This window comes from Rhodospirillales bacterium (assembly GCA_016699855.1).
Taxonomy (GTDB): domain Bacteria; phylum Pseudomonadota; class Alphaproteobacteria; order Reyranellales; family Reyranellaceae.
The window spans coordinates 3191543-3206339 of the sequence record CP064988.1; the positions used below are offsets into that span (position 1 = coordinate 3191543).

The 14797-nt window shown below is 72.6% G+C and carries 13 protein-coding genes and 1 pseudogene; 13 read left to right on the top strand and 1 reads right to left on the bottom strand.

Annotation, left to right across the window (positions count from 1 at the left end; genetic code table 11):
• The first annotated feature begins 30 nt into the window (after positions 1 to 30).
• The 10 genes and pseudogenes from IPK81_14980 to IPK81_15025 all read left to right on the top strand — a co-directional run bounded on the left by IPK81_14980 (position 31) and on the right by IPK81_15025 (position 11193).
• Positions 31 to 477: a MarR family transcriptional regulator gene (locus tag IPK81_14980; protein ID QQS10924.1), complete on the top strand. Its 447-nt coding sequence runs from the start codon at positions 31 to 33 to the stop codon at positions 475 to 477.
• A gap of 105 nt (positions 478 to 582) precedes the next feature.
• Positions 583 to 1449 carry an FAD binding domain-containing protein gene (locus IPK81_14985; GenBank protein QQS10925.1) on the top strand — a complete coding sequence of 289 codons (867 nt, stop codon included), beginning with the start codon at positions 583 to 585 and terminating at the stop codon, positions 1447 to 1449.
• A 126-nt stretch (positions 1450 to 1575) separates the two neighbouring features.
• A pseudogene (locus IPK81_14990) lies at positions 1576 to 4405 on the top strand (molybdopterin-dependent oxidoreductase).
• Positions 4406 to 4413: 8 nt separating this feature from the next.
• Positions 4414 to 5892 (top strand): 6-hydroxynicotinate reductase, encoded by a 1479-nt coding sequence (locus IPK81_14995; protein ID QQS15126.1) that lies wholly within the window; start codon positions 4414 to 4416, stop codon positions 5890 to 5892.
• 28 nt (positions 5893 to 5920) lie between these two features.
• A complete protein-coding gene (locus IPK81_15000; protein ID QQS10926.1) occupies positions 5921 to 6445 on the top strand; it encodes a gamma carbonic anhydrase family protein in 525 nt (174 codons plus the stop codon).
• A 25-nt stretch (positions 6446 to 6470) separates the two neighbouring features.
• A complete protein-coding gene (locus IPK81_15005) occupies positions 6471 to 7331 on the top strand; it encodes a UPF0280 family protein (GenBank protein QQS10927.1) in 861 nt (286 codons plus the stop codon).
• On the top strand, positions 7328 to 7789 hold the full coding sequence (locus IPK81_15010; protein ID QQS10928.1) for an RDD family protein: 462 nt from the start codon (positions 7328 to 7330) through the stop codon (positions 7787 to 7789). Before IPK81_15005 ends, IPK81_15010 begins: the two co-directional genes overlap by 4 nt.
• 55 nt (positions 7790 to 7844) lie before the next feature.
• Positions 7845 to 8465 (top strand): 3-isopropylmalate dehydratase small subunit, encoded by a 621-nt coding sequence (gene leuD / locus IPK81_15015; protein ID QQS10929.1) that lies wholly within the window; start codon positions 7845 to 7847, stop codon positions 8463 to 8465.
• A gap of 80 nt (positions 8466 to 8545) precedes the next feature.
• On the top strand, positions 8546 to 9688 hold the full coding sequence (gene leuB, locus IPK81_15020; protein QQS10930.1) for a 3-isopropylmalate dehydrogenase: 1143 nt from the start codon (positions 8546 to 8548) through the stop codon (positions 9686 to 9688).
• 86 nt (positions 9689 to 9774) lie between these two features.
• A complete protein-coding gene (locus IPK81_15025; GenBank protein QQS10931.1) occupies positions 9775 to 11193 on the top strand; it encodes an MFS transporter in 1419 nt (472 codons plus the stop codon).
• 21 nt (positions 11194 to 11214) lie between these two features.
• Here the strand turns inward: IPK81_15025 and cobT are convergent, their stop codons facing one another.
• The gene (gene cobT, locus IPK81_15030) at positions 11215 to 12258 is read right to left on the bottom strand and encodes a nicotinate-nucleotide--dimethylbenzimidazole phosphoribosyltransferase (GenBank protein ID QQS10932.1); all 1044 of its coding nucleotides are present in this window, start codon (positions 12256 to 12258) and stop codon (positions 11215 to 11217) included.
• Positions 12259 to 12291: 33 nt separating this feature from the next.
• On the opposite strand from cobT, the gene IPK81_15035 reads away from it, so the two are divergent.
• The 3 genes from IPK81_15035 to IPK81_15045 all read left to right on the top strand — a co-directional run bounded on the left by IPK81_15035 (position 12292) and on the right by IPK81_15045 (position 14734).
• Positions 12292 to 13161, top strand: a complete 870-nt coding sequence (locus IPK81_15035; GenBank protein ID QQS10933.1) for an adenosylcobinamide-GDP ribazoletransferase — start codon at positions 12292 to 12294, stop codon at positions 13159 to 13161.
• Positions 13158 to 13709 (top strand): bifunctional adenosylcobinamide kinase/adenosylcobinamide-phosphate guanylyltransferase, encoded by a 552-nt coding sequence (cobU, locus tag IPK81_15040; protein ID QQS10934.1) that lies wholly within the window; start codon positions 13158 to 13160, stop codon positions 13707 to 13709. The genes IPK81_15035 and cobU overlap by 4 nt, the downstream gene beginning before the upstream one ends.
• Positions 13710 to 13810: 101 nt before the next feature.
• Positions 13811 to 14734, top strand: coding sequence for a DMT family transporter (locus IPK81_15045; protein ID QQS10935.1), 924 nt, complete (start codon positions 13811 to 13813; stop codon positions 14732 to 14734).
• The last annotated feature ends 63 nt before the right edge of the window (positions 14735 to 14797 follow it).

Genomic DNA, 14797 nt, shown 5'->3' on the forward strand with positions numbered 1-14797 from the left:
CCACCGTGCGCCGTACCCGACGCTTTCCCGATGGCCGCGCGCGACGCCGGCGTGGACGACCACGTCGGCTACCGGGTCGAACGCCAGATCGGATATCTGCTGCGGCGCGCGCACCAGCGCGCCACGGCTGTGTTCCAGGCCAATATCGGCGATCCGACCGTGACGCCGACCCAGTTCTCCAGCCTCGTGAAGCTGCACGAGCACGGCGAGCTGTCGCAGAACCATCTCGGGCGCCTCGTCGCGATGGACAAGGCGACGACGCAGGGCGTGATCCGCCGGCTGCGGTCGCGCGATCTGGTGTCGGCGCGGCCCGACCCGGGCGACGCCCGCCGCACCCTGCTGCGTCTGACGGCGGCCGGCGAGCGGCTGGTCCGCATGCTCATGCGCAACGGCCAGACGGTGTCGCGGGAGACGCTGAAGCCGCTCGACGTCGCGGAGCAGCGGCAGCTTGTCGATCTGCTGGCGCGGATCGGGTAGGTCCCGGCCGGGCGCAAAGGCCGTCGTGACGGTTGGCGGAACGCCGGACCGGCGCTAGGATCGGGCGGTCGTTCGCTTACGAACGGTTCTGGATGCGGCAGGCGGATGGGGCGGTATCTGCGACCGGACACACTGGCCGAGGCCACGGCGGCGCTGGCGGATGCCGCCGCCGCCCGGCGCGCGCTTCTGCCGTTGGCCGGCGGCACGGATTTCTATCCCGCGCGCGTCGGACGCGCGCTCGACGACGACGTCCTCGATCTCACGGCGGTGCGCGGCCTGCGCGGCGTCGAGATGCGCGGCGACCGATGGCGCATCGGCGCGACGACCACATGGCGCGACATCCTCGACACCGATCTGCCGCCGTTGTTCGACGGCTTGCGCGCGGCGGCGCGCGAGGTCGGCGGCGCCCAGATCCAGAACGCCGCGACCATCGCCGGCAACCTGTGCAACGCCTCGCCGGCGGCGGACGGCGTGCCCTGCCTGCTGGCGCTCGACGCCGAGGTCGAGCTGACCGGCGCCGATGGCGCGCGCGCGCTGCCATTGTCCGCCTTCATCGCCGGTAACCGGCGCACGGCGCGGCGCGACGAGGAGATCGTGACGGCGATCCTGGTGCCGGGCGCGCCGGCGTCCGCGCGCGGCGGCTTCCTCAAGCTCGGTGCCCGGCGGTACCTCGTGATCTCCATCGCCATGGTCGCGGCGACGCTGGAGGACGACGGCGCCGGCCGCGTGGCGCGGGCGCGGGTCGCGGTCGGCGCGTGCTCGGAGATCGCGCGGCGGCTGCCGGCTCTGGAGGCGGCGCTGGTCGGTCGCGCGATGGACGCGGCGCTGGGCGACGTCGTCGCGCCGGGACATCTCGCGCCGTTGGCGCCGATCGACGACGTGCGCGGCTCGGCCGCCTACCGCGCCGACGTCGCGGCCACCCTCGTGCGCCGCTTGCTCTCGATGCTGGGAGGCGCGCATGGGTCGGCGTAACGCTGTCGTATCGTGGTCAACCTCACGCCCCCTCCCCCCTTGTGGGGGAGGGCTGGGGTGGGGGGTGCGACCGCGAGGAGCGTGTCGTGAATGTCGAGCGCGCGGTGTGCGTCGTGGTGATGCCCGATGACTCTTGGCGGACATCGCACCCCCCTCCCCAGCCCTCCCTCACAAGGGGGGAGGGAGTCTGAATGGCGTACGCCATCCGAACTTGCGACGACACATGCCACCGTCAACGGCCGCGCCGTGACGTTCGACGCGCCACCGCTGGCGCGCCTTTCGGACGCGCTGCGCGACGGGCTCGGCCTGAAGGGCGTGAAGATCGGCTGCGAGGCCGGTGATTGCGGCGCCTGCACGGTGCTGGTCGATGGTCGCCAGGTCTGCGCCTGCCTGGTGCCGGTGGCGCAGGCGGCGGGCCGGGACATCATCACCGTCGAAGGGCTCGCGGCGCTCGACGGCGCGGCCGCGCGGCTGCCGGCGGCGTTCCTCCAGCGCGGCGCGGCGCAGTGCGGCGTGTGCACGCCGGGCATGCTGATGTCGGCCGCCGAGCTCTTGCGGCGCAACGCGGCGCCGACGCGCGAGGAGACGCTCGACGCGCTCGGCGGCACGCTGTGCCGTTGCACCGGCTACGGCAAGATCGTCGAGGCGGTGATGGCCGCGGCCGGCGGCGCGGCGCCGGTGGTGGCGGCGCCGGAGGTCGGCGCTGCCGTCGGCGCGCGCGTCGCGCGGGTCGATGGCGTCGGACGGGTCGACGGCACCGAGGCGTTCGGCGCCGACGCGATTCCCGCCGACGCGCTGTGGCTGCGCGTGGTGCGCTCGCCGCACGCCCGTGCCACCTTCACGCTCGGCGGCCTCGACGCGTTCCGACGCGCCCATCCCGCGATCGCTGGCCACGCTCACGGCGCGCGACGTGCCGTTCAACGGCTTCGGCATCTATCCGACGATCAAGGACCAGCCGGTGCTGGCCGACGGGATCGCGCGTTACCGCGGCGAGGCCGTCCTGGCGCTGGTCGGGCCGCGCGACGCCGTGCTCGCGGTGCGCGACGCCGATCTGCCGATCATGTGGACCCCGGAGACTCCCGTGATCGGCATCGACGCCGCGCGGGCGCCGGACGCGGCGCTCGTCCAGGCGGACAAGCCCGGCAACCTCCTGACCGAGGGCGGTGTGCGGCGCGGCGATGTCGACGCGGCGTTCGCCGGCTGCGCTGAGGTGGTGGAGACCACGATCGAGACCGCCTTCGTCGAGCACGCGTACATCGAGCCGGAGGCCGGCTGGGCGCGCCGCGTCGGCGACCGGATCGAGATCCACGTCACGACGCAGACGCCCTACATGGACCGCGACGAGGTCGCCAGCGTGATGCGCCTGTCGCCCGACAGCGTGCGCATCGTGCCGACGGCGTGCGGCGGCGGCTTCGGCGGCAAGCTCGACCAGTCCGTCCAGCCGCTGGTGGCGCTGGCGGCGTGGACGCTGCGGCGGCCGGTGGCCTGCGTCTACACCCGGCCCGAGAGCATGGCCGCGACGACCAAGCGCCATCCCGCGCGGGTGCGGGCGCGGTTCGGCTGCGACGCCGACGGGCGGCTGCGCGCCTGCGATGCGCGGGCCGACTTCGACACCGGCGCCTACGCCTCGTGGGGACCGACCGTGGCCAACCGCGTGCCCGTGCATGCGAGCGGGCCCTATCTCGTGCCCAACGTGCGGACCTGGGGGGCGGCGTGGTTCAGCAACGGTCCGCCGGCGGGCGCGTTCCGCGGCTTCGGCGTGCCGCAGGCCGCGATCGCGCACGAGGCCGCGATGGACATGCTCGCCGACCGCCTCGCCATCGACCGGCTGGAGTTCCGCCACCGCAACGCGTTGCGCGTCGGCAACACCACGCTGACCGGCCAGACGCTGGAGAGCTCGGCCGGCCTCGCCGCCTGCCTCGACGCGCTGCGGCCGCGCTGGCGGCGCGCGAGAACCGATGTGGCGGCGTTCAACGCGTCGAGCGCCGCGGGCCCGCGGCGCCGCGGCGTCGGGATCGGCTGCATGTGGTACGGCATCGGCAACACCTCGATGTCGAACCCGTCGACCATGCGGATCGGCATCGGCCGCGACGGCGCCGTCACGCTCTACAACGGCGCGGTCGATATCGGGCAGGGCAGCAACACCATCATGACCCAGATCGCCGCCGACGCGGTCGGGCTGCCGTTCGAGGGTTTCCGACTGGTCGCCGGCGACACCGACCTGACGGCCGACGCCGGCAAGACGTCGGCGTCGCGTCAGACCTTCGTCTCGGGCAAGGCGGCCGAGCTCGCGGGCCGCGACCTGCGTCGGCGCATCCTGCGGCTGGCCAACGCCGGCGACGCCGCGACCTTGGCGATCGACGGCGCCACGCTGCGCGTACGCGACGGCGGCGCGGTCCGCTCGATCGATCTCGGCGCGTTGCCGTTGGTCGCGGGCGGCGACGTCCTTTTCGGCGAAGGCTCGTTCGATCCGCCGACCACGCCGCTCGACGCGGACGGGCAGGGGATTCCGTACGCGTCCTACGCGTTCGCCGCCCAGATGGCCGAGGTCGAGGTCGATCTGGAGCTCGGCACGACCAGGGTTCTGCGCATCGTCGCGGCCCACGACGTCGGCAAGGCAGTCAATCCGACCATGGTCGAGGGCCAGATCGAGGGCGGCGTGGCGCAAGGGCTGGGGCTGGCGCTGATGGAGGAGTATCTTCCAGGGCGCACGGAGAACCTGCACGACTATCTGATCCCCACGGTCGGCGACGTGCCGGAGATCGAGGTGATGCTGATCGAGGATCCCGATCCGCTGGGTCCATCCGGCGCCAAGGGCATCGGTGAACCGGCGCTGGTCGCGACGGCGCCGGCCATCCTCGGCGCCATCCACCACGCCACCGGCGTGCGCGTCTCCCGCGTGCCCGTCCTGCCGCACCGTCTCCGCGCCGCGATCCTCGAGGCGAGGCGCACGTGAGCGACGAGATCGCCCTCAGCAAGTCCGAGCGCGACGCCGGGATCGTCCGGTGCGACGCGTGCCCGGTCCTGTGCCGCATCCGGCCGGGACGGGCGGGCGCCTGCGACCGCTACGCCAACGAGGCCGGCGCGCTGGTGCGCGTCGATCCGCTGGTGCTGTTGCATCGGCCCGACGCCGCCGCCGTGCCGTTCCTCGACCGTGACGGCGCGGGCGACGGCTGGAACGGCCGTCTGGGCGAGGGCGCGGCGGGCTTCGTCACCGGCATCGGCGCGACCACGACCTATCCCGACTACAAGCCGGCGCCTTTCATCGTCGCCAGCGCCGTCGACGGCGTCGACATGGTGACGGTCGTGACCGAGGGCATCTTCAGCTACTGCGGCGTCAAGGTGAAGATCGACACCGACCGCTATCTCGGCCCCGAGCAGGCCGCGGTGCGCGTCAAGGGCGAGGCGGTCGGCCACGTCACGACGGCCGAGTACGGCTCGCAGATGCTGTCGCTGGGCGGCGTGCACCACCTCGTCGGCGGCAGCAAGAAGGAGGGCGTCACGACCTGCGACGCGCTGCTGGCGCTGTGCAACCGCGAGTCCGTCGAGCTGGCGGTCGACGGCGGCGCGACGGTCGTCGTGCGCGCCGGAGCCGCGCCGGTGGTCGACGGCGCGCGCGAGGAGCACATGCGCGTCGGCTGCGGCTCGGCCGCCATCGGGATGTTCGCGCCGCAATGGCGCCCGCACGTCGACGAGGTGATCGTGGTCGACGACCACATCACCGGCGTTCTCACCGAGCACCAGGGCGGCCGGTTCCTCGACATGAGGCCGGCCGGCATCCGCGTGCGCGGCCGCAAATCCACGCCCGGCCGCTATTTCCAGGTGGCGGCGCCGGGGCAAGGGTGGGGCGGCACCGACGTCGCCGATCCGCTGCAGATCATCGAACGGATCGATCCGAAGACGGCGTGGCCGGGCCTCCGCCTGCTGATGGTGTCGACCACCGGCGAGCATTCGGCGTGGTTCACGCTCGACGAGGCGCTGAAGCCGGTCGAGGCCGACATGCCGCGGCCGGTGCGCGACGTGGTCGAGCGCATCGCCGAGAATTGCGAGCCGGCGCTGTGCACCGTGATGTTCATGGCCGGCGCCGGCGGCTCGCTGCGCGCGGGGGTGACCGAGAATCCCGTGCGCCTGACGCGCTCCGTGCGCGACGCGCTGACCCGCGTGACCTGCGGCGGCGCGCCGGCCTATGTCTGGCCGGGCGGCGGCATCACGCTGATGGTCGACGTGGCGCGCATGCCGGAGCGGTCGTTCGGCTACGTGCCGACGCCGGCGCTGGTGGCGCCGATCGAGTTCACGTTGCGGCGCGACGACTACGCGGCATTGGGTGGATATCTGGACCGCGCCGTGCGTCTGGAGGATATGCTGGCCGCGACGCGGCACGAGACGCGGCCCGGTCCGGAGACGGCGCCGTGGCCCGGCGCGCCGACCGGAACGAAAGGCTAGGGCGCGCGCCGCCCGCGGGAGACGAGACATGGCGATCTACAGGATCGGCGACGACGCGCCGGTGATTCCGGCCTCCGCGTACGTGGCGGCCGAGGCCACGCTCATCGGCCGGGTGATCCTCGGCGAGAACGCCAGCGTCTGGCCGGGCGCGGTGCTGCGCGGCGACAACGAACCCATCCGCATCGGCGCCGGCAGCAACGTGCAGGAGGGCGCCGTGCTGCACACCGATCCCGGCTGCCCGCTCGATGTCGCCGAGGACGTCACCATCGGACACCAGGCGATGCTGCACGGATGCACCGTCGGCGCCGGCTCGCTGATCGGCATCCAGGCGATCGTGCTCAACCGCTCCGTGATCGGCCGCATGTGCCTGGTCGGCGCCGGCGCCGTGGTCACCGAGGGCAAGACCTTCCCCGACCGCTCGATGATCCTCGGCGCGCCGGCCAAGGTGGCGCGCGAGCTGGACGAGGCCAACGCCGAGCGCCTGCGCATGAGCGCCCAGAGCTACGCGCTGCGCGGCAGGATGTTCCGCGAGAAGCTTGTGCGGATCGGCTGATCCCGCTGGTCGGGCGGCGCAGCTCGTGGCCGGGCCGGTCGCGACGATGCTGCCCGACGGGCGTCGGTTGCATCTGCGACACGGCCCCATCGATCTGGTGATCGAGGCGTGGGGCGCGGCCGGTGAGACCGCCGCCGCCTATCGCCAGGCCGTCGCGCGCTCCGCCGACATCCTCGACACGCTGGCCGGCGAGTTGGCCGCGCTGCGCGCGCCCGTCGCTGGCGCGGCGCCGCCCGCCGTCCGGGGCCCCGTCGCGCGCCGCATGGCCGCGGCGGTTTGGCCGCACCGCGCCGTCTTCATCACGCCGATGGCCGCGGTCGCGGGGTCGGTCGCCGACGAGACTCTGGTGGCGTTGACGCGTGGACGGACCCTGGAGCGCGCCTACGTCAACAATGGCGGCGACATCGCGTTCCACCTCGCGCCGGGCCATGCCTTGCGCCTCGGCGTGGTCGCCGATGTCGACGCGCCGGCGCTGGACGGCTTCGCCACGCTCGACGCGGCGGGACCATCACGTGGATTGGCGACGTCGGGTTGGCGCGGACGGTCGTTCTCGCTGGGCATCGCCGACGCCGTGACGGTGTTCGCGGACACCGCCGCGGCCGCCGACGCCGCCGCCACGATCGTCGCCAACGCGGTCGACGCCGACCATCCCGCCATCGCGCGCGCGCCGGCGCGGTCGCTGGACCCCGATTCCGATCTCGGCGGTCTGCCGGTGACGACCGTTGTCGGGACGCTGCCGCCGGGAATCGTCGACGGGGCGCTCGACCGCGGCGCGTCGGTGGCCGGTGATCTGCTCCGTCGCCATCTGATCCACGCCGCGACGTTGATGCTCCAAGGCCGGACGCGGGTGGTCGGCGCGCTGGCGCCGGCTGTGGCGATCCGATGATCCCGGGCACGCTGGCCCGACGCCTCGCGGCCGGGCTGCTCGACGCGCTCATCCTGACGCCGCCCTCGCTTGCCGTCCTGTTCCTGACCGGCGAGCGCTGGGCGCTCACCCCGATGGCGGTCCTGCTGATCGCGGCCCTCGATCTGGTCTACCGGGCCGGTTTCGAGGCGTCCGGGTGGCGGGCCACACCGGGAAAGCGGCTGCTCGGTCTGGCCGTCACGACCCTCGACGGCGGCGGGTTGGGCCTGGCCCGGGCGATCCTGCGGACCTTGCCATTCTGGGGCGGGACCTTGATCGCCCTGCTAAGCCCCGCCACCGGCCGGCCGGAATTCACGGCGCTGGCATGGCTGGCGGCGCCCGCCTGCCTGCTGTGGCTGCCTTTCGCGGGCTGGCGGCGGGCGCTGCACGACGTCTGGGCGGGGGCGGTGGTCGGGCCGGCGGCGGGCCCTCCGCCTTGACCCGGACGGCGATTCCCCGTTTATTCCGGCCGCTTTCGGTCGGGAGGGAATGACCATGGAGAAGTTCACGACGCTGACGGGCGTGGCCGCGCCATTGCCGATCGTCAACATCGACACCGACATGATCATCCCCAAGCAGTTCCTGAAGACGATCAAGCGGACGGGACTGAAGGAAGGCCTGTTCTACGAGATGCGCTACGCCGCCGACGGCGCCAAGCTCGACTTCGTGCTCGACCGGCCGGCCTACCAGAATTCCAAGATCATCGTCGCCGGGCCGAATTTCGGCTGCGGCTCCAGCCGCGAGCACGCGCCCTGGGCGCTGCTCGATTTCGGCATCCGCTGCGTGATCGCCGAGAGCTTCGCCGACATCTTCTACAACAACTGCTTCAAGAACGGCATCCTGCCGATCAAGCTGCCGCGCGAGGACATCGCCAAGCTGATGGACGACGCCGAGCGCGGCGCCAACGCCGTCGTGACGATCGATCTCGTGAACCAGGAGATCAAGGGTCCGGACGGCGGCACGGTGAAGTTCGAGATCGACGCGTTCCGCAAGCAGAGCCTGCTGGACGGGCTCGACGACGTCGGCCAGACCCTGAAGGCGGCGCCGAAGATCGACGCGTTCGAGTCGTCGCAGAAGATGGGGCAGCCCTGGCTGTCGATGAACCCGGCGGCCTGACGGCGCCGACGGTCTCCACGCGCGGCGCCCGTTTCCGGGCGCCGTCGCTTTTTCGACCCCGATCCTCCGGAGCAAAGGCCATGGCCACCTCGAACCGCAATCTCCTCATGCTGCCCGGCGACGGCATCGGTCCCGAGGTCATGAACGAGGTCCGCAAGGTCATCGCCTGGACGGCCCGCAAGCGCGCCGTCGGCTTCGACATCGCCGAGGACGTGTGCGGTGGCGCCGCGCTGGACAAGCACGGCGTGCCGGTGACCGACGCCACGGTGAAGGTCGCGATGGAGGCCGACGCGGTGCTGTTCGGCTCGGTCGGCGGCCCGAAATGGGACAACGTCGCTTTCGACAAGAAGCCGGAGCGCGGCCTGCTGCGCCTGCGCAAGGAGATGGACCTGTTCGCCAATCTCCGGCCCGCCAAGGTGTTCGACGCGCTGGTCGACGCCTCGACCTTGAAGCCCGAGATCGTCAAGGGTCTCGATATCATGATCATCCGCGAGCTGACGGGCGGCGTGTATTTCGGCGAGCCGCGCGGCATCTCCGACCTGCCCAACGGCGAGCGGCTGGGCGTCGACACGCAGCGCTACAAGACCAGCGAGATCCGCCGCGTCTGCGCCGTGGCCTTCGAGCTGGCGCGCAAGCGCGGCAACAAGGTGTGCAGCGCCGAGAAGGCGAACGTCATGCACACCGGCGTGCTGTGGCGGCAGGAGGCCACCAAGCTGCACCAGGAGTCGTACAAGGACGTCGAGCTCAGCCACATGTACGCCGACGCGCTGGCGATGCAGCTGGTGCGCTGGCCGGCGCAGTTCGACGTCATCGTCACCGACAATCTGTTCGGCGACATCCTGTCGGACGAGGCCTCGATGCTGACGGGCTCGCTCGGCATGCTGCCGTCCGCGTCGCTTGGCGCGCCCGACGCCACCGGCCGGCGCAAGGCGCTGTACGAGCCGATCCACGGCAGCGCGCCGGACATCGCCGGCAAGGGGCTGGCAAATCCGATCGCCGAGACGCTAAGCTACTCGATGATGCTGCGCTACTCGTTCGACCTCGGCGCCGAGGCGGACCTGGTCGAGCGGGCGGTCGAGAACGTGCTCGGCGCCGGCTACCGCACGGCCGACCTGCTGACCGGCGGCATGGACGACAAGGCCGCCGCCGCCAAGGGCCTGCGCAAGGTCGGTACGCAGGAGATGGGCGACGCCATCGTCAAGGAGCTCGACCGGCTGGCCTAGCCGGGCCGTGGACGCCGCGCGCTTGCCATGACGCGCTCGGCGCCACAGTCTTCGATCCGCCCGCATGGCGCGGGAGGAGCGTAGGGATGGCCGGAGCACATGGCGCGTCGGCGGGCGGCGGACCCGGCCCCGGCCCCGGTAAGGAGGCGCCGCCGCTCGGGCGCTATTCCTGGGCGCTGTTCGACTGGGCCAACCAGCCGTTCTTCACGCTGATCACCACGTTCATCTTCGCGCCGTACTTCGCCAACGTCCTGGTCGGCGATCCCGTGAAGGGGCAGGCCCAATGGGCCTTCACGCAAGCCACCTCGGGCGTGATCATCGCGCTGTGCTCGCCGTTCCTCGGCTCGATGGCCGACGCCGCGGGGCGCCGCAAGCCCTACATCCTCGCCTTCCAGATCGTGCTCGCGACGGGGTGCTTCGCGCTGTGGTGGGCGGTTCCCGGACGTCCCGATCTCGTCGCCGTGGTCGCCTGGGCGGTCGTGCTGGCGACGGTCGGCGCCGAGATCTCGATCGTGTTCAACAACGCGCAGCTGCCCAACATCGTCGGCCCGGACAAGATCGGACGGCTGTCGGGGATCGGCTGGGGCTTGGGCTATTGTGGCGGCCTGCTGTCGCTGTTCATCGTGCTGGCGGTCCGCGATCCGGCGATGCTGGGGCTGGCGCCGGCCGGCAGCCCGCCGCTCTTCGGCCTCGATCGCGCGACCTACGACGTGGAGCGACTGATCGGGCCGGCGACGGTCCTGTGGATGGCGCTGTTCGCGCTGCCGATGTTCCTGTTCACGCCGGACGGACGCGCCACCGGCCTTTCGGTGGGCGCCGCCGCGCGGCGGGGCGCGAGCTCCCTGCTGGCGACGGTCAAGGCGCTGCGCGGCTACCGCAACGCCGCGCGGTTCCTGGTCGCCTTCATGATCTACAACGACGGTCTGACGGCGGTGATCGCGTTCGGCGGCGTCTACGCCGCGGCGACGTTCGGCTGGACGACGACGACCCTGGGCGTGTTCGGCATCATCCTGACGGTGTTCGCCACCTTCGGCGCTTTCACCGGCGGCCGTCTCGACGACGCGATCGGCTCGAAACGCACGATCCAGATCGCCATCGTCGGCGTCTTCATCGCGACGCTCGGCATCCTGTCGGTCACCGACCACTCCATCCTGTTCGCCGTCGAGACGCCGCGGCCGGCGGCCGACCGCGGGATGTTCGGGTCGCCGCAGGAGAAGGTGTTCATGGGCTTCGCGCTGATCCTCGGGATCTGCATGGGCCCGATGCAGGCGGCCAGCCGCACCATGGTCGGCCGGCTGGCGCCGGAGGGCATGACCGGCGAGTTCTACGGGCTGTTCGCGCTGAGCGGCCGCGCCACCGCGTTCATGGCGCCGCTGCTGATCGGCGTGGTGACGCAGGTCACCGACTCGAACCGCGGCGGCCTGATGGTCGTACTGGTGTTCCTCGCCGTGGGCTTCGCCATCCTGTGGACCGTGCGCGAGGAGCGCGCGCCGCGCCTGCACTGAGCGCGCGCCGGCGTCCGCGGCTCAATGCGACGGTCCGACCGGCCGGATCTCGCGCTGTTCCAGCGTCGCCATCCCCGCGAAGCACGCCATCGCGATCTTGACCACCGACACCGCCAGCGCCGCGCCGCTGGCCTCGCCCAGCCGCATGTCGAGATCGAGCAGAGGACGCTTGCTCAGCCTCGCGCATAGCGCGGCATGCGCCGGCTCGGCCGACCGGTGCGCAACGAGGCAATGGTCGAGCGCGTGGTCGTCGATGGCGTGCAGCACCGCGGCCGCCGCCGTGCAGGCGTAGCCGTCGAGCAGCACCGGGATGCGGCCCATGCGGGCGGCGACGATGGCGCCGCAGATCGCCGCCAGTTCCTCGCCGCCGAGCGCCGCGAGGATCGCCAGCGGATCGCCCGTCAGGCCGCGATGCCGTTCGACGCCCAGCCGCACCGTCTCGACTTTGCGGGCCAGCGCCTCGCCTTTGACGCCGGTGCCGGGTCCGACCCAGTCGGCCGCGTCGCCGCCGAACAGCGCGTGGCACAGCGCCGCCGCCGAGGTGGTGTTGCCGATGCCCATCTCGCCGAGGCAGAGGACGTCGATTCCCGTCTCGGCCGCCATCATGCCGTAGGCCATGGCGCGGGCGCATCGGCCCTCGTCCATCGCCGGCCCGGCGGTGAAATCGGCGACGGGATGGTCGAGATCCATCTCGTAGACGCGCAGGTCGCCGTCGATCGCGCCGGTGATCTGGTTGATCGCCGCGCCGCCGTCGATGAACGTGCGCACCATCGTCGCGGTCACGTCGGGCGGGAACGCCGAGACGCCGCGCGCGGCGACGCCGTGGGCGCCGGCGAACACGCAGACCCGCGGCCGGTCGCAGCGCGGATGCTCGCGGCCCTGCCACGCCGCCAGCCAGTCGACGATCTCCTCGAGCCGGCCGAGCGATCCCGGCGGTTTGACGAGGCCGTCCTGGCGCAGTCGCGCCCGCGTGCGCGCGGCGACGTCAGGGCCGGGCAGGCGCGCCATCACGGCGCGCATCTCGGCGAAACTCGCCTCCGGCGGGGCGTCGGATCGTTCGGTCATGTCGTTGGGGGAGCGGGTGGCAGGGGCGCGACGTTGTCCTACACTGTCCGGGCGATGACCAGCGAAAACCCCGATCCCCGGCTTGATCGCGACGCGCCACCGGCGCCGCGCGACGCGGCCGGCTGGCTGGCGGCGCTGGGCGAGGCGGCCGCGTTCTTCACGCGGCTGCCCGTCGGCGGCGCGGGCGCGCCGAGCTACCGCCTCGCCGACACGCTGCCGGTGGTGCCGGTGGTCGGCGTCGCGATCGGGCTGGCGGCCGGGATCGACCTCGCCATCGCACGCGGGCTCGGCGCCTCGTCGCTTCTCGCCGCCGCGGTGGGGGTGTTGACGGCCGTCGTCATCACCGGCGCGCTGCACGAGGACGGGCTGGCGGACACCATCGACGCCTTCGGCGCGCCGGGCGCCGTCCGGACGCGGCGTCTGGAGATCCTGCGCGACAGCCGCATCGGCGTGTTCGGCGCGTTGGCGTTGATGTTCTCGCTGCTGTTCAGGGTCGCGGCGCTGGCACAGATCGTCGACACGCGCGGCGCGCTGGCGGCGCTGCTGGCGTTGGCGGCGGCGCACGCGCTGTCGCGCGCGGCGCTGGGCTGGACCTTGTGGTCCTCGCCACCGGCGCGCGCGGACGGCCTCTCGGCCGGAATCGGCGCGGTCTCGCAGGCGACCGCCGGCTGGACGCTGGGCGTCGGTGGCGCGATCGCCTTCGTCTGCCTCGTCTGGGTCACGCCGCTGGTCGCGCTGCTGGCGCCGCCGCTGGCGGTGGCCATCGCCGCCGGGACCGCGTCTGTGGCGCGCGAGCGCGTCGGCGGCCACACCGGCGACACGCTGGGCGCGACGCAGCAGTTCGTCGAGATCGCGATCCTCATCCTTGTCGCGCTCGCCGTCGGGCTCGGAGCGCGGGTGTGAGCGGCGCCGATCTGACGCTCGTGCTGGGTGGCGCGCGTTCGGGCAAGAGCGTCCATGCCGAGCGGCTGGTGGACGGCACGCTCGACGGCGCGGCACCGCGCGCAAGCGTCTACATCGCGACCTGCGACGCCGCCGAGAGCGCGCGCCACGACGACCGCGAGATGCTCGAACGCATCGCCGGGCATCGCGCGCGGCGTGGTCCGCATTGGACGACCGTCGAGGCGCCTCTCGAGCTTCCCGGCGCGTTGCGCGCGCACGCGGCCGACCCGCGGCCCGCGCTGGTCGACTGCCTCACGGTCTGGGTGTCGAATTTGTTGCTGGTGGACCGCGATATCGCGGGCGCGACGACGGAGTTGCTCGCCGCGGTCGACGCCACGACCGGACCCGTGACGCTGGTCGCCAACGAGGTCGGGCTCGGGGTCGTGCCCGGCACATCGCTTGGCCGCCGCTTCCGCGACGAGGCCGGCCGCCTCAACATCCACGTCGCCGCCCGCGCCCGCCGCGTGATCCTGATGACGGCGGGAATCCCCATGACTCTAAAGGGCTGACCCCGCCAGCGTCGAATTCGACGCCGATCCCCGGATGGCGCCACCGCCGTGCATGGCCGACAACGCGATCCGTCGCGCCGCTGGCGCCGGAGGTCTCCCGAATGGATACGCGCGCGCGGCCGATGGGCCCCGTCGAATGGTCGCTGCTGGTCGCGTTGGCGCTGCTGTGGGCCGGCTCGTTCTTCTTCGCCAAGATCGCGGTGACGACGCTGCCACCGCTCACGGTGGTGCTGGCACGGGTCGGCATCGCCGCCGTCGCGCTCAATCTGCTGCTGGTGGGGTCGGGCCGACGCATGCCGGCGGATCTCGGCATCTGGGCGGCGTTCGTCGCCATGGGCCTGCTCAACAACCTGATCCCGTTCAGCCTGATCTTCTGGGGTCAGACGCGGATCGGTTCCGGTCTCGCATCGATCCTCAACGCCACCACGCCGCTATGGACCGTCGTGGTGGCGCATCTGTCGACCCGCGACGAGCGGATGACGGCGGGCAAGCTGGCGGGCGTCGCCGCCGGTATCGCCGGCGTGGCGGCGTTGCTGGCGCCGACGCTGTCGGCCGGCGCGGCCGGCGACCTCGCGGCGATGGCCGCGGTGGTGGGCGCGGCGCTGTCCTACGCCGCCGCCAGCGTGTTCGGCCGCCGCTTCGCGCGCATGGCGGTGCCGCCCTTCGCCGTGGCGTCGGGGCAGCTGACCGCGACCACGGCGATGATGCTTCCCGTCGTGGCGATCGTCGATGCGCCATGGATGCTGCCGGTGCCGGGCGTCGAGGTCTGGGCGTCGCTGGTGGCGCTGGCGTTGCTGAGCACCGCGCTGGCCTACGTGATCTATTTCAGGATCCTGGCGACCGCCGGCGCGACCAACCTGATGCTGGTGACGTTGCTGATTCCGCCCGGCGCTGTGGCGCTGGGCGCCGTGTTCCTCGGAGAGCTGATCTCGCCCGAGCATCTCGTCGGGTTCGCGCTGATCGGCGTCGGTCTGGCGCTGATCGACGGCCGCCTGATCGGCGTGGCGCGGCGGCTATCCGGGTAGCCGTCCACGGGCCGCGACACCAGGGCCGGCGCCACATTTCCGCCGCGCGTTGAACCGATGATT

What these genes read in the sequence shown, in the direction of transcription:
- IPK81_14980 (QQS10924.1), top strand. Translation starts at nt 31, where the DNA reads ATGGCCGCGCGCGACGCCGGCGTGGACGACCACGTCGGCTACCGGGTC.
- IPK81_14985 (QQS10925.1), top strand. Translation starts at nt 583, where the DNA reads ATGGGGCGGTATCTGCGACCGGACACACTGGCCGAGGCCACGGCGGCG.
- IPK81_15000 (QQS10926.1), top strand. Translation starts at nt 5,921, where the DNA reads ATGGCGATCTACAGGATCGGCGACGACGCGCCGGTGATTCCGGCCTCC.
- IPK81_15010 (QQS10928.1), top strand. Translation starts at nt 7,328, where the DNA reads ATGATCCCGGGCACGCTGGCCCGACGCCTCGCGGCCGGGCTGCTCGAC.
- leuD (QQS10929.1), top strand. Translation starts at nt 7,845, where the DNA reads ATGGAGAAGTTCACGACGCTGACGGGCGTGGCCGCGCCATTGCCGATC.
- leuB (QQS10930.1), top strand. Translation starts at nt 8,546, where the DNA reads ATGGCCACCTCGAACCGCAATCTCCTCATGCTGCCCGGCGACGGCATC.
- IPK81_15025 (QQS10931.1), top strand. Translation starts at nt 9,775, where the DNA reads ATGGCCGGAGCACATGGCGCGTCGGCGGGCGGCGGACCCGGCCCCGGC.
- cobT (QQS10932.1), bottom strand. Translation starts at nt 12,258, where the DNA reads ATGACCGAACGATCCGACGCCCCGCCGGAGGCGAGTTTCGCCGAGATG.
- IPK81_15045 (QQS10935.1), top strand. Translation starts at nt 13,811, where the DNA reads ATGGATACGCGCGCGCGGCCGATGGGCCCCGTCGAATGGTCGCTGCTG.